Raw genomic sequence first — 12,104 nt, 5'->3', positions numbered from 1 at the left:
GTGAGAGGTGGCCGGGGCCGGTGTGTCCGGGAAAGCGTTTCCGAGAACGGGAGGGCTCGTCGTGTCCGCAATGATTCCCGCGGTCTTCTTCGACCGGGACGGCGTGCTCATCGAGTCGTCCGTCCGGCACGGCAGGCCGTATCCGCCGCGCACCCGAGCGGATGTCCGGCTCGACGCCGATGCCCTGGCCGGCGTCCGTGCACTGCGCGCGGCGGGATTCGCCCTCGCGGTGGTCACCAATCAGCCGGATGTGGCCCGGAATTCGGTGACCGCGGAATCCGTGCACGGCATCAATGAACGGACGGGTCAGCTCCTGGGCATCCCGCCGGACCTCTTCTTCACCTGCTTCCATGACGATGCCGACGCATGCGGGTGCCGGAAACCGGCGCCGGGTCTGATCCGGCGGGCGGCCCGGCACTGCGGCGCCGATCTCTCCCGCAGCGCCGTCATCGGTGACCGCTGGCGGGACATCGGCGCGGCGCACCGCGCGGGGTGCGCCGCGGTCTGGATCGACCGGGGTTACGCGGAGCGGCGGCCGGACGCACCGTACGGGCGGGCGGGTTCGCTCGCGGAGGCCGTGGAGTTCGTCCTGGCCGCCCACCGGGAGCGGCCGGCGGGCGGCCCGCACTGACACCGCCCGCCGCGCCCGGCAGGGGAGCGGGCTCACCGGGCCGGGCTCCCGGCGGGGTGCTCCGGCCGGTCGGGGTGCAGCCCCAGACACCGCCATCCGGCGGCGGACAGGGTCTCCGGATCGAGGACCCCGCAGCCGTCCACCACCAGCGGGTTCACCGGATCCAGCTCCGCCCACCGGGTGTCGCGCAGTTCCGGCAGCGCGGTGGCCGCCACCAGGGCGTCCGCGCCCCGCACGGCGGCGTCCAGGGTGGCCTCCCGGCGCACCGCCGCGTCGGCCGGCAGGGGTTCGGCGACCGGGTCGTACACCGACACCGCGGCACCCTCCGCCACCAGGGTCCGGACCAGCCGCAGCGGCAGGGAGTCCCGCAGGGTGGCCGTTCCCGGTTTGTAGGTGAGTCCGGCCACCGCGATCCGGCGGGTCCGCAGCGGGCCCAGCTCCGCCCGGAGGAGTTCGAGGGGGAAGCCGGCATGGCGGTCGTTGAGGGTGAGGACGGTGTCGAAGAGCTCGGGACGGCCGTACTCCTCCCCCAGCCGTCCGAGCGCGACGAGGTCCCGGCGCAGGGTGGCCCCGGAGAAGGCGGTTCCCGGCATGAGGGGCGCCCGGTCCGAGACTCTGCGGTCGGCCTTGAGCAGCCGCATGACCACTCTCGGATCGGCGCCGAGGCGGGCGGCGATCCAGCCCAGCTCATTGGCGAAGGACACGCACATCCCCAGATAGGCGTTGGTGGCGTGCTTGACCAGCTCGGCCTCGGTCAGGCCGGTGAACTCCGGTGTGGCGCGGGGGAAGAGCGCGGCGGCGCGCTCCGCCGCCGCGCGGTCCTCGGCGCCCACCACCAGCCGGGGCGGTGAGCGGAAGTTCTCCAGCGCCGTGCCGAGGCTGAGGTTCTCCGGCACATGGACGAGCGCGGTGTCGGGCCGCCCGGCGAGCAGGGTCCGGCGCCAGCCGGTGTGGGTGCGCGCGGGCACCTGGCTCAGCACCACCAGGACGGCGCCGGCGGGCGCGTACCGGGCGAAGGCGGTGACCGCGGCGGGCAGCCGGGGGTCGTCCACCCCGCCGGCCGCGTCCACCGCACTGTCGTACGCCAGCAGGCACAGGCCGTGGCCGGCCCACTCGGCGAGGGTGTCCGCGATCCGCAGCCGCCCCTCCGCGGCGCCGGCCAGCAGCGCCGGGCCGACGCCGGGTTCACCGGTGGGCGCGATCCCCGCCGGGGCCGAGGCGCGCAGCTCCGGCAGCGGGTCGTGGGCCACGACCCGGAAGCCGTCGGTGAGCAGGCCGGCGGCGGCGGTCGAACCGAGATGCCAGAGTCCGCAGACCGCGGCGGTCGGTGCCGGTGGGTTCACGGGCGCCGCCATCCGCGTTCGGCCAGCAGCCGCCGGGCGCAGATCCGGACGGCGGAGAGGCAGTCGGTGCGCGCGCTCCAGCCCAGTGCGTGCAGTCTCGCCAGGTCGTACTCGACGACGGGAACGTCCCCCGGCCAGCCCCGGGTACCGCCCTCGTGGACCTGTTTCACCCCGGTGAGGCCCATCTCCTCGATGACGACCGCGGCGATCTCGTCGACCGACACGGTGCCCGCGTTGCCGAGGTTCAGTACATGGAATCCCTCCCCCAGCAGGCCGGAGGCGGTGAGGATGCCGTCCACGCACTCCTCGACGAGGAAGTAGTTCTTGCGCTGGCGGCCGTCGCCGAGGATGTGGAGCCGGTCCTCCCGGTCGCCGAGCTTCTCGATGAAGTCGTGAATGACCCCGTGGTTCATCCGGGCGCCCACCACATTGCCGAACCGGAAGGCGTGGGCGGTGAATCCGTCGAGATGGCAGAAGGCGCTCAGCAGCGCCTCGGCGGCGAGCTTGCCGGCTCCGTACATCGAGATGGGGGCATACGGGCCGGCGCTCTCGGGGGTCGGCAGCACGAGCGGGTCGCCGTAGACGGTGGAGCTGGAGGCGAAGAGCACCGTGCGGGGGCCGGTCTCCCTCATCGCGTTGAGGACGGAGAGGGTGCCGTCCGCGCACTGGCGCAGATCGAGACCGCGGTCGTGGTAGCCCCGGCGCATGTCGACGCTGGAGGCCAGATGGACGACAACGTCCGCGGCGGACCAGCCGGTCAGTTCGCCGGCCAGCCGTCCGGTGTCGAGGATGTCGGCGTGGACGAAGCTCAGCCGGGGATCGGTCAGCAGGGGTTCGATCCACCGGGTGGTGGTGTTGCTGAGGTTGTCGTAGGCGACGACCTCGGCGGTGTCCTCGTCGGCGAGGAGCCGTTCCACGAAGTGGCTGCCGATGAATCCGGCACCGCCGGTCACACACCAGCGGCGCCTCATGCGGCCTTCTCCAGGATCAGCGAGCGGACGCCGACGCAGAGCGCGTGGTGCACCAGTACGTGGAGGGACTCCACCAGCGGGGTGGCCACCGGTTCGGTGTGGTGGGGGATGTTGATGTGCGCGTCGGCGAGGTCGCCGGCGGCTCCGCCGTCGAATCCCGTCACCGCGATCACCGCGGCCCCGCGCTCCTTCGCCAGCCGGGCCACGGCGGGCAGATTGGCCGACACCTCGCCGCCGCGCGCTCCGCCGTGCACCGAGAAGAGCACCAGGACCGAGGCGGAGTCCAGCCAGGGCCGGGCCTGTTCCTCGTAGACCGTGGCGAAGCCCTCGTCGTTGGTCCAGGCGGAGAAGGCGGAGGCGTTGTCGTTGAGACAGAGGGTCCGGATGCGCGGCAGACCGGGGACGATGGTGAGTTTGGCCAGATCGGCGGCGAAGTGCGAGGCGGTGGAGGCGGAGCCGCCGTTGCCGCAGGAGAGGATGGTGCCGCCGGTCCGCCAGCTCTCGAAGAGCAGGCCCGCCGCGCGTTCGATGTCGTCCATCACGAGGTCGTCGACCAGTCGGCCGGCCTCGGAGACGAGCTGCCTCATCACGGTCATGGAAGTCTCCTCACGGGTGATGCGGGTCACCATCGCGGCGATGGCCGCCGGGGTGTCGAGATTGGCCCGGGTCAGTTCCGTCGGGGGGATGGGGGCCCATCGCTCCTCGATGGCGGCGTGGATCTCCTCCAGCGCCAGACTGTCGAGCAGGCCCGAGCTGAACAGTGGGGTGTCCGGGCGGAGTTCGGCTCCGCCGTCCGGGGCGGCCGGCCGGATCAGGGCGAGCACCTCGTCGTCCAGGGTGTCGCGCGCCGGCCGGTGCCCCGCGCGGGGCTCTCCTGCGGGAAGGTTCATGTTCTCTCCGGTTGCGTTCATGGTTTCTCCCAACCGGGCCGGTCGGCCGCCGCGTAGACGGCTTCCACGACCCGGATCGCGGCGGCTCCGTCCTCGGCGGACGCCCGGCCGGCCGAGCCGGACCGCAGCAGCGCGCCGAACGCGTCCCACTCACCGGCCCAGGACCGGTCGCCCGCCCGGAATTCGCGGCGGGTGGCGGTGAAGGGCCCGTCCGTGCGGGGCCACACCTCCAGTACCTGTGGTCCGTAGGAGCCGGCGAGCCCGCGCACCTCGGCGACGCCTTCGTCGCCGCCCACCTCGACGCGGAAGAGATTCACCCACTGGGTGAGCGAGGAGTGGAGCGTGGCCATCACCCCGTTCTCGTGGCGGAGCAGAGCCATGGCGTTCTCCTCCAGCGGCGCGATGGGCCAGACCCCGCCGCCGCGGCATCCGGTGACGGCGGCGACCTCGCCGAACCAGCCGCGGAACAGATCGATGACGTGGATGCCCTGTTCCATCAGCTGTCCGCCGGACACCTGGCGGGGGTCGGCGCGCCATTCGTCCTCGTATCCCGCGCGGCCCCCGATGCCGTAGGCGGCCCGCGCCCAGATCGGGCGGCCGAGCACGCCGGAGCCGATCAGTCCGCCGAGTTCGGCGAGGGCCGGATGGTGGCGGTGGTTGAAGCCGCAGGCGAGGACCCGGCCGGTCGCGCGGGCGACCCGGCACATCTCGTCCGCCTCGGCGGAGGTGCGGGCGAGCGGCTTCTCGCAGAGCACATGCCGGCCGGCGCGCAGGGCGGCGACGGCCATCTCCGCGTGGAGATGCGGCGGCACACAGACCATGACCGCGTCGAGGCCGTCATCGGCGACCAGGGCGCGCCAGTCGGGGTGTGCCCGGATGCCGTGCTCGGCGGCGAAGGCGGCCGCGGCGCCGGGGGTCGCCCCGGCGACCGAGACGAGTCGCGCGTCCGCGGCCCCGGCCAGGGCGCGGGCGCGCCGGCCGGCCTGGAGTCCGGTGCCGATGACCCCGATACGGTGTATCACCTGTCCTCCCGTCCCCGGGAGGCCGCGGCTCCCCGGACGCCGGCGATGCCGGATGTCCTCCGGGTGGCGGCTTCCCCGACACGGTGCGGGGCCTCGGAGCCCCTTCCGGTACGCGTTGGGCCGTTCCCGTCCGGGCCCTCGGAGCCCGCTCCGGTACGCGTTGGGCCATTCCGGTCCGGCCCCGCGCGGACCGCTCCCGCGGACGCCGGGGCCGTACGGTCCGCTCCCGTGCCGTCCGGGCCGGATCCCGCGCTGCCGGTGATCCTGACTCCCCGGGGATCGGTGCCGATCGCCACCCGGGTGAGCCCCTCGGCGGCCATCGCGGCCGTCAGCCGGTCCGCGTTCGACGCCTCCGTGGCGACCAGCAGATGACCGCCGCCGCCCGCGCCGACGAGCTTGGCACCGTACGCCCCGTGGCCGCGGATCAGCTCGTACCAGCGGTCGATCCGGTCATTGCTCACAGCGGGGGTGATGGACCGCTTGGCGGTCCAGTGCTCGTGCAGCAGCGCGCCGACGCGGGCGATGTCGGCCGCGATCAGCGCGGCGCGGAACTCATCGACCAGATTCTGGATGCGGGAGAGCGCGGAACCGCCGCGTACCGCTCCGGCCTGGGCGGCGAGGGGCCGGTCGGCCGCCCGGGTGATCGGGGTGCGCAGCAGCAGCAGTTGCCGGTCCAGCAGGGCGTCGACGGCCCGGCGCAGTTCGGTGTCGGGGCGGGCGTCCGCCACCCCGTCCGGGGTGATGCGCAGTTCAACGGCGCCGCCGCGGGCCGCGGTCCAGTGGTCCTGCTGGCCCACCGGACGGCCGCAGAGCCCGCGTTCGACGAGGAAGGCGGTCCGGGCGGCGGCGGAGGGGTCCAGCGGACCGCCGTACAGGCCCGAGACCGCGGTGACCAGCGCGACCAGGAAGGCGCCCGATCCGCCGAGTCCGCTGCCGGGCGCCACATCGGATTCGATGGTGAGGCGGATTCCCGTGGCCGGGCCCGAGCGGTTCACCGGGCTCAAGTGGCCCAGTGCGGCGCGGATCAGGGGATCGGCGAGCAGCTCCGGGTGCTCGGCCCGGGTCGTCCGGCCGAAGGCGCGGACGGTCACACCGGAGGGGATCCGTTCGGCGCGGACCCTGACGCGGGCGGTCAGGGCGACGGCGAGAAGTCTGCATCCATGGCGTTCGTAGTGTTCGGGCAGGTCCGAGCCGCCGCCGGCCAGGGAGAGCCGCAGGGGGGCCGTGATGTCGGTCATTTCTCCCCCGTTCGCAGGTGCCGCTCGTAGCGGTGCGCCGTCCCGATGTCCGCGGCCGGTGCGTCGGTCCAGAAGGCGCCGAGCTCTCCGCGGCGGGCGAGGGACCCGTAGAAAACGGATTCGGTGGTGCCGGGGTGGCGGGTGAGCAGATCGCGTTCCATCGCGAGGAGTCCGCGGTCGCAGGCGACCGCGCCCGGGGGCGGCGGATCCTTGGCGTAGGCGGTCACCCGCGCGCCGTCGAGGAGCACATTGGCCTCGGCGGGGGCGGGCGCCCGGCCCACCGCCATGACCATGGGCCGGCCGCTCGACCGCGCGGCGGCGGCGAAGGCGCGCACATCGATGGTGGGCACCACATCGCAGTAGGTCAGCAGATAGGAGCCGGGGAGTACCGGCCGGGCGTGGCGCAGCGCCCCGATCGGGCCGAGGGGTTCCGGCTCCACGCTGTGGGTCACCCGCAGGCCGAGGGCGGATCCGTCGCCGATCGCGTCCTGGAGCTGCTCGGCGCGGTGTCCGGAGCAGAGGACGGCCTCGGTGATTCCGGCGGCCCGGTAGCCGCGCAGGACGGTGACGAGAAAGGGCTCGCCGCCCACCGGGAGCAGGGCCTTCGCCAGCTTCCCGGTGTACTTCCCCATGCGCAGGCCGAGGCCGCCGGCGAGCACGACGAGCGGCGGGAGACCGGTGGAAAGGACCATGTCGGACGCTCACCCCCTCGTACCGTCGCGGGACGGGTCCGGCTCGTCGTGTGCCCGGCGGACCGCGGCCACCACCCGGGCGACCGCCGCCTCGTCCATCGCCGGGAAGACCGGCAGCGAGATCAGCGTGTCGGCGATCCGATCGGCGACCGGGAAGGTCTGCCCCGCCCGTACCGCGTGGTCGCGGTACCAGCTGAAGCGGTGCAGCGGCTCGAAGTGCACACTGGTTCCGACCCCGAGCGTGTGCAGCCTGCGGCGGAACGCCTCGCGCCGGACGGCCCCGGCGGCGCGCAGCCGGACCGGGAAGAGGTACCAGGAGCTCCGGTTGGCCGCGGTGTCCGGTGGCGGCAGCTCAAGGCGTTCGAGCCCGGCCAGTTCGCGGAGGTAGACCTCGGCGATCGCGGTCCTGCGGGCGTGCAGCCGGTCCGCTCCGGCGAGCTGGGCCCGTCCGAGCGCCGCCGCCAGGTCGGACATGTTGTATTTGAAGCCCGGCCGGTCCACGTCATAGGCGGCCGGGTGTCCCGGGCGGTAGCGGTTGACCGCGCCCCTGCTCAGGCCGTGCAGGCTCCATCGGCGTGCCTCGTCGGCGATCCGGGGGTCGTCGGTGCAGAGCATCCCCCCTTCGGCGGTGGTGATGGGTTTGGTGGCGAAGAAGGAGAAGGCCGAGGCGTCGCCCACCCGGCCGGCGGCATCGGCGCCGTCCCGCGCGGGCAGGGTGTGCGCGGCGTCCTCGATGAGGCGGAGACCGTGTGCGGCGCAGATCTCCCGCAGGGGGCCGAGGAGGGCCATCCGGCCGCCGTAGTGGACCGGCACGATCGCCCTCGTCCTGGTGGTGAGCAGGCTCTTCACCTGGTCGGGGTCGAGGGTGAGATGGTCGGGCACGACATCGGCGAGCACCGGGGTCGCCCCGGCGTGCACCACGGCCGCGGCGGTGGCGGTGAAGGTCATGGTGGGCACGATGACCTCGTCGCCCGGCCCGATTCCGTACGCCCGCAGCGCCACATGGAGCGCCGCGGTACAGGAGTTGAGGGCGACGGCGTGCGCGGTGCCGACATAGCCGGCGAACTCCTCCTCGAACGCGCGCGCCTCGATGCCCGTGGAGACCCAGCCGCTGCGGACGACGCGGAGCACCGCCTCTTCCTCGGCCCGGCCGAAGGAGGGTTCGGCGAAGGGAACGTAGGCGGTCACTCGTCCTTCACCCCGGCGTCGAGCTGGAATTCACGGACCGTGGCGCGGGAGTAGCGGTGGTCGAGCCAGCGGGCCAGCATCGGCGGGGGCACGGTCACCACGTCCGCGCCGGCGTTGAGGGCCCGGGTGATGTCGGCGGGTGCCCTGATGCTGCCGATCAGCAGCTGGGTCGGGAAGTGGTGCCGGCGCAGCAGGGCGGCGATGTCGGTGACGAGACATTCGGGGGAGCCGCCCTCGTCGCCCACCCGGCCCCAGAGCAGGCTGGCGTAGCGGGCGCCGGCCTTGGCCGCCGCGAGGGCCTGCCCGGTCGAGAGACAGGCCGTCGCGTTGACCGGTATGCCGGATGATCCGAGGGTGGTCATCACATCGAGGTTGGGCCGGCCCTCGGGTGAGATGACCGGGACCTTGATGACGATGTTCTCCGCGCGGGCGGCCAGCGTCCGGGCCTGTTCCACCATTTCGTCATGACAGCCGCCGCTGACCTGGACGGAGAGATCCCGGGGCCCGATCCGGCGGGCAAGGGCCCCGACGGCACTCGTCCAGTCCTCGATCCGCGACTTCTTGAGGAGGGTGGGGTTGGTGGTGACACCGTCGATGATTCCGTGCGGCAGCCACTCTTCCACTGCGGACAGATCGGGGGTGTCGAGGAAAATCTTCACGGCTTCACTCCGCTCTGAGGGTGTTGGGGGACGGCAGCGGCAGATCCGCCACCAGTACGGCCGGTGACCGGACCGCGCAGCCGCCCCAGCTGACCGGGACGGTTCGGGCGGGGCCGAGGCCGCCGGCGATGCCGAGGAGCAGGTGGGGAATCCGGACGGTGAAGCGGATGGAGGGCACGGTGGCGACCGCCCGGCCGGATTCGACGACGGTGGTGAAGTCCCGGGTGGCGGCGGTGAGGGTGCCGCCGGCCGCGTCCACGACGCTGACGTAGTGCACCCGCTCGACGCGCAGCAGGGGACCGGCAGGGTCCGGGGCCGGCGGTACGCCGATGACCAGATTGGCCGGGTACGCGGTCAGCCCCGGCACCTCGCGGGAGGCGTGTCCGGTCGGTGCCCGCCCCATGGCCCGCGCGCAGGCGCGGTCGAGGGCGCAGCCCACGATGACGCCGTCCTCCACCAGTGTCAGCGGGGCGGCGGGCGTGCCCTCGGTGTCCAGGGACCAGCCGCCCAGCGCGGCCGGGTCGTCGGTGACGGTGAGGCCGGGGCGGGCGACCCGGGTCCCCGCCCAGTCCCGGCGGACACGGGCGGTGTCCCCGGGGCCGTGCGCGGCCATCGCCACCGCGGCGAACTCCGCGATCAGTTCGGCGAAGGCCATCGGCTCGAAGAGCACCAGGGACGGCGGGGCCCCGGTGTACGGGGGAAGGTCCTCGGTCTCCGGTACGAGGCGGGCGGCGGCGGCCGCGTGCGCTGCGGGGTCGGCCCGGCCGTGCGGGAGTATTTCGGCCCGGGTGCGCGTGTGGCCGCCGGACGCCGAGGTGACCAGGACCGTGCGGCGGGAGAGCGAGCCGGTGCGTCCGCCGCCCGCCGGGCCGTCCGCGGTCGTGGTTCCGTGCACGTCCTCGATCCGGCCGTGGAGTCCCTGGCCGCCGGGGGCGGCGTCCCGCAGTGCGGAGAAGAGGGCGATCCGGTCCGCGCCGGCGTCCGGCGGTGCGCACGGTCCGGGGCCGGCCGCGCCGCCCTCGGTGTGATCGCGCTCCACATGGCTGGTGACGGCGGAGCGCGCGAATCTCAGGCTCCCCGTCCGGGTCCGCCGGCGGGCGCTCATGAGGGGCCCGCCAGCCGGCCGGCCGCGGCGTCGGTGAGTTCGGCGATGGTGACGGCGAAGTCGTAGTGCTCGCGGATTCTTCCGGCGGCTGCCCCGCGCATCCTGCGGCGCTCGTCCTGTCCGAGGGCCCGCAGCCGGCGGACGCCCCCGGCGACACCCGCCGCGGTGCGCTCGGTGATGATCCCGGCCGTGCCGCCGCCCACCACCTCGGGCAGATTGCCGGTGTCCGCGACGATCGCCAGGGCGCCGGACTCCCGGGCCGTCCACATCGCCTCCATCGGGGAGACCGCCCCCGGTTCGGCCTCCCCGAGGAAGGCCGCCGCGAGGGTACGGGGGGACTGGAGGAGCGCGGAGATGTCCGGGAACGCCAGACCGTCGAGGAGCACGGCGGGCACACCGAGCCGGCCGGCGAGCTCCCGCAGCCCCCGGTCCGGGAGCCGGGTGGCGATCACGGGGACGACACCGGAGAGATCCCGGGCCGCCTCGATGAGGAGGTGGTAGCCCTTGTCGAGTCCGGGGGCGCTGTTCCGTCCCCACATGACCAGGAGTTCGCCGTGCTCCGGCACTCCGAGGGCGGCGAGCCGGCGCTCGGTCTCGGCGCCGGACAGCACGGCGAACCGGGGGTCGCGAAGCGGGATCGCGCTGCGGTTGGGGAGCAGGGATTCCCGGGGGACGGCGTACACCCGGGCGTAGAGGTCGGCGGTGTACTCGGAGATGAAACCGAGGCTCACCCGGTCGCTTTGCCGGGCCCAGAAGGCGACATCGGCGTCCGCGGCGATCTCGGCGGGCGGGGGCACCCGGGCGGTGTCATGGGTGGCGAGTCCGAAGGTGTGCACATGGTGCACCTTCCGGGCGAGGTCGCCCGCCTGGCGCTGCACCATGCCGGGCAGGCGGGCGAAGGCACTGGTGCCGGAGACGGCGATGACGGCGTCATACCGTTCGGCGGTGTCCAGGACGAGTTGGGCGCCGGCGGCGGAGAGGGCGTGGAAGAACTCCTCGCCGCCCCATCCCTCCGAGCCGTCACTGTCGCTGATGAGCCGTACGGCCCGGCCGCCGCGAGCCGCGAGCCGGTCGCTCACCCGCTGCCGGCGCCCCTCGTCGTAGCCCGGCGCGCCCGGGTGGTAGCAGGGCTCGGCGAGCAGGAAATGGGCCGTCCAGCCCTGCTCGGCGAGGCGGTCGCGGAGGGCGTCCTGCTCGTCGAGGAGGTTCTCCACATAGCGGGCCACGCCGCCGGTGAAGACCTGGGCGCCCTCGATCATGAGCCAGACGAGGGCGAGGGTCCGCGACTGTCCCGCAGCCGCTTCCACGGTCCTCCTCATGGCCCCACCAGTACCTTCATCCGCCGGATCAGCTCCTGTCCGAGCGGGTCGCCGGTCATGGATTCCGGTGACAGCCGGGAACTGACTCCGGCGACGAATTGCTCTCTGTCCATCGTCAGTTCCGTCCGGCCGTCACGGACGATCAGCTCGTCCTCACCCAGCATTTCGGTGGAGATTCCGATGTCGCATTCCTCAATGGCATAGCGGGAGAAGGAGAAGCGCCAGCCGAGTCTTGCGGCAGCCGCCCCGGGCGGTACGGGAACACCGATGTCGTCGGAGTGCGTGGCGTATTCGGAGGCGATGTGCCACGCCTGAAGACCGACCGCGTACGGACCCCAGCTCGTGACGAGCGGTTCACCCGGATCCATACCGCTCCAGGCGCTCACCACATCGCGGTGCCTCTCGTCCCACTCGGCGAACACCTCGGCATGGGTGTGCTTTCCGCGCAGGGCCACCTGCCCGACGTTGTATTCCTCGTCGTCGGCCCATTCGCCGAGTGAATCGATGTCATCGCGCAGACATGCCTGGTTGTAGAGTTCGCCGCTCGCCAAATGAGCGACGACGTCATGGACATTCCATTCGGAGCATCTCGTGGGCCCGGTCCACTGGGCCGGACCGGCCTCCGCCAGCCAGGCGCGCAGCCGTGCGGCCTCCGCTTCGAGCGCCCTGATCCCGGAGCCCAGGCGGGCCAGGCCCGCTTGCTGTATCCCGTTGGCGTACATGCCCGCTCCCCTGTAGACGACGCACAAGAACCCGGGAGGACGCGCCGGCCGTCCTTTTCCCGCCACTCCCCCGGTGAACGCGTTCACCCGCCGGTTCCCAGTAATTCAAGGAGCCCGGCATCGATTCATGGAATCATTTTCCCGACGCATTGTCACCGAATGGAACGGCGAAGTTGAAAGATACCCGGAGCCTTACCGGATGACCATCTCCAAGAGCGTTCTCGACTATCCGAACGGGCGGAACTACCGTGGTTGGAGGAGGATTTCACCGCGTCTCGCCAGCGGGACAGACCCGCTTCCGCCGCCATGTACCGCGGCCGGTCC

At 73.1% G+C, this 12,104-nt stretch carries 12 protein-coding genes; 1 reads left to right on the top strand and 11 read right to left on the bottom strand.

Going from position 1 to position 12,104, the window contains the following annotated elements:
* Positions 1-70: 70 nt before the first annotated feature.
* A complete protein-coding gene (locus tag AAFN69_RS27100) occupies positions 71-631 on the top strand; it encodes an HAD family hydrolase (protein ID WP_347731502.1) in 561 nt (186 codons plus the stop codon).
* A 32-nt stretch (positions 632-663) separates the two neighbouring features.
* Here AAFN69_RS27100 and AAFN69_RS27095 read toward each other — a convergent pair whose 3' ends face one another.
* From AAFN69_RS27095 to AAFN69_RS27045, 11 genes are read right to left on the bottom strand one after another with little or no spacing between them, the layout of a single operon-like run.
* On the bottom strand, positions 664-1,974 hold the full coding sequence (locus tag AAFN69_RS27095) for a UDP binding domain-containing protein (RefSeq protein WP_347731434.1): 1,311 nt from the start codon (positions 1,972-1,974) through the stop codon (positions 664-666).
* Complete coding sequence (locus AAFN69_RS27090; RefSeq protein ID WP_347731432.1) at positions 1,971-2,945, bottom strand: NAD-dependent epimerase/dehydratase family protein; 975 nt, start codon at positions 2,943-2,945, stop codon at positions 1,971-1,973. The genes AAFN69_RS27095 and AAFN69_RS27090 overlap by 4 nt, the downstream gene beginning before the upstream one ends.
* Entirely contained in the window at positions 2,942-3,856 is a 915-nt protein-coding gene (locus AAFN69_RS27085) for an SIS domain-containing protein (protein WP_347731430.1), read from the bottom strand. Before AAFN69_RS27085 ends, AAFN69_RS27090 begins: the two co-directional genes overlap by 4 nt.
* Entirely contained in the window at positions 3,853-4,857 is a 1,005-nt protein-coding gene (locus AAFN69_RS27080; RefSeq protein ID WP_347731429.1) for a Gfo/Idh/MocA family oxidoreductase, read from the bottom strand. Before AAFN69_RS27080 ends, AAFN69_RS27085 begins: the two co-directional genes overlap by 4 nt.
* Positions 4,854-6,095 (bottom strand): hypothetical protein, encoded by a 1,242-nt coding sequence (locus tag AAFN69_RS27075; protein WP_347731427.1) that lies wholly within the window; start codon positions 6,093-6,095, stop codon positions 4,854-4,856. Before AAFN69_RS27075 ends, AAFN69_RS27080 begins: the two co-directional genes overlap by 4 nt.
* Positions 6,092-6,787, bottom strand: coding sequence for an NTP transferase domain-containing protein (locus AAFN69_RS27070; RefSeq protein ID WP_347731425.1), 696 nt, complete (start codon positions 6,785-6,787; stop codon positions 6,092-6,094). The genes AAFN69_RS27075 and AAFN69_RS27070 overlap by 4 nt, the downstream gene beginning before the upstream one ends.
* A gap of 9 nt (positions 6,788-6,796) precedes the next feature.
* A complete protein-coding gene (locus AAFN69_RS27065; RefSeq protein ID WP_347731424.1) occupies positions 6,797-7,975 on the bottom strand; it encodes a DegT/DnrJ/EryC1/StrS family aminotransferase in 1,179 nt (392 codons plus the stop codon).
* Positions 7,972-8,634 carry a transaldolase family protein gene (locus AAFN69_RS27060; protein ID WP_347731423.1) on the bottom strand — a complete coding sequence of 221 codons (663 nt, stop codon included), beginning with the start codon at positions 8,632-8,634 and terminating at the stop codon, positions 7,972-7,974. Before AAFN69_RS27060 ends, AAFN69_RS27065 begins: the two co-directional genes overlap by 4 nt.
* Positions 8,635-8,638: 4 nt before the next feature.
* Positions 8,639-9,739, bottom strand: coding sequence for a metallopeptidase TldD-related protein (locus tag AAFN69_RS27055; RefSeq protein WP_347731422.1), 1,101 nt, complete (start codon positions 9,737-9,739; stop codon positions 8,639-8,641).
* On the bottom strand, positions 9,736-11,046 hold the full coding sequence (locus AAFN69_RS27050; protein ID WP_347731421.1) for a hypothetical protein: 1,311 nt from the start codon (positions 11,044-11,046) through the stop codon (positions 9,736-9,738). The genes AAFN69_RS27055 and AAFN69_RS27050 overlap by 4 nt, the downstream gene beginning before the upstream one ends.
* 8 nt (positions 11,047-11,054) lie before the next feature.
* Positions 11,055-11,780: a maleylpyruvate isomerase family mycothiol-dependent enzyme gene (locus AAFN69_RS27045; protein WP_347731420.1), complete on the bottom strand. Its 726-nt coding sequence runs from the start codon at positions 11,778-11,780 to the stop codon at positions 11,055-11,057.
* Positions 11,781-12,104: the final 324 nt, after the last annotated feature.

The organism is Streptomyces sp. CAU 1734 (assembly GCF_039888735.1).
In the GTDB taxonomy this organism is placed as follows: Bacteria; Actinomycetota; Actinomycetes; order Streptomycetales; family Streptomycetaceae; genus Streptomyces.
This window is presented reverse-complemented; position numbering and strand designations above follow the sequence as displayed.

Bases quoted from the DNA above. Each gene is read 5' to 3' on its own strand.
- AAFN69_RS27100 (WP_347731502.1), top strand. From the start codon at position 71: ATGATTCCCGCGGTCTTCTTCGACCGGGACGGCGTGCTCATCGAGTCG.
- AAFN69_RS27090 (WP_347731432.1), bottom strand. From the start codon at position 2,945: ATGAGGCGCCGCTGGTGTGTGACCGGCGGTGCCGGATTCATCGGCAGC.
- AAFN69_RS27085 (WP_347731430.1), bottom strand. From the start codon at position 3,856: ATGAACGCAACCGGAGAGAACATGAACCTTCCCGCAGGAGAGCCCCGC.
- AAFN69_RS27075 (WP_347731427.1), bottom strand. From the start codon at position 6,095: ATGACCGACATCACGGCCCCCCTGCGGCTCTCCCTGGCCGGCGGCGGC.
- AAFN69_RS27070 (WP_347731425.1), bottom strand. From the start codon at position 6,787: ATGGTCCTTTCCACCGGTCTCCCGCCGCTCGTCGTGCTCGCCGGCGGC.
- AAFN69_RS27055 (WP_347731422.1), bottom strand. From the start codon at position 9,739: ATGAGCGCCCGCCGGCGGACCCGGACGGGGAGCCTGAGATTCGCGCGC.
- AAFN69_RS27045 (WP_347731420.1), bottom strand. From the start codon at position 11,780: ATGTACGCCAACGGGATACAGCAAGCGGGCCTGGCCCGCCTGGGCTCC.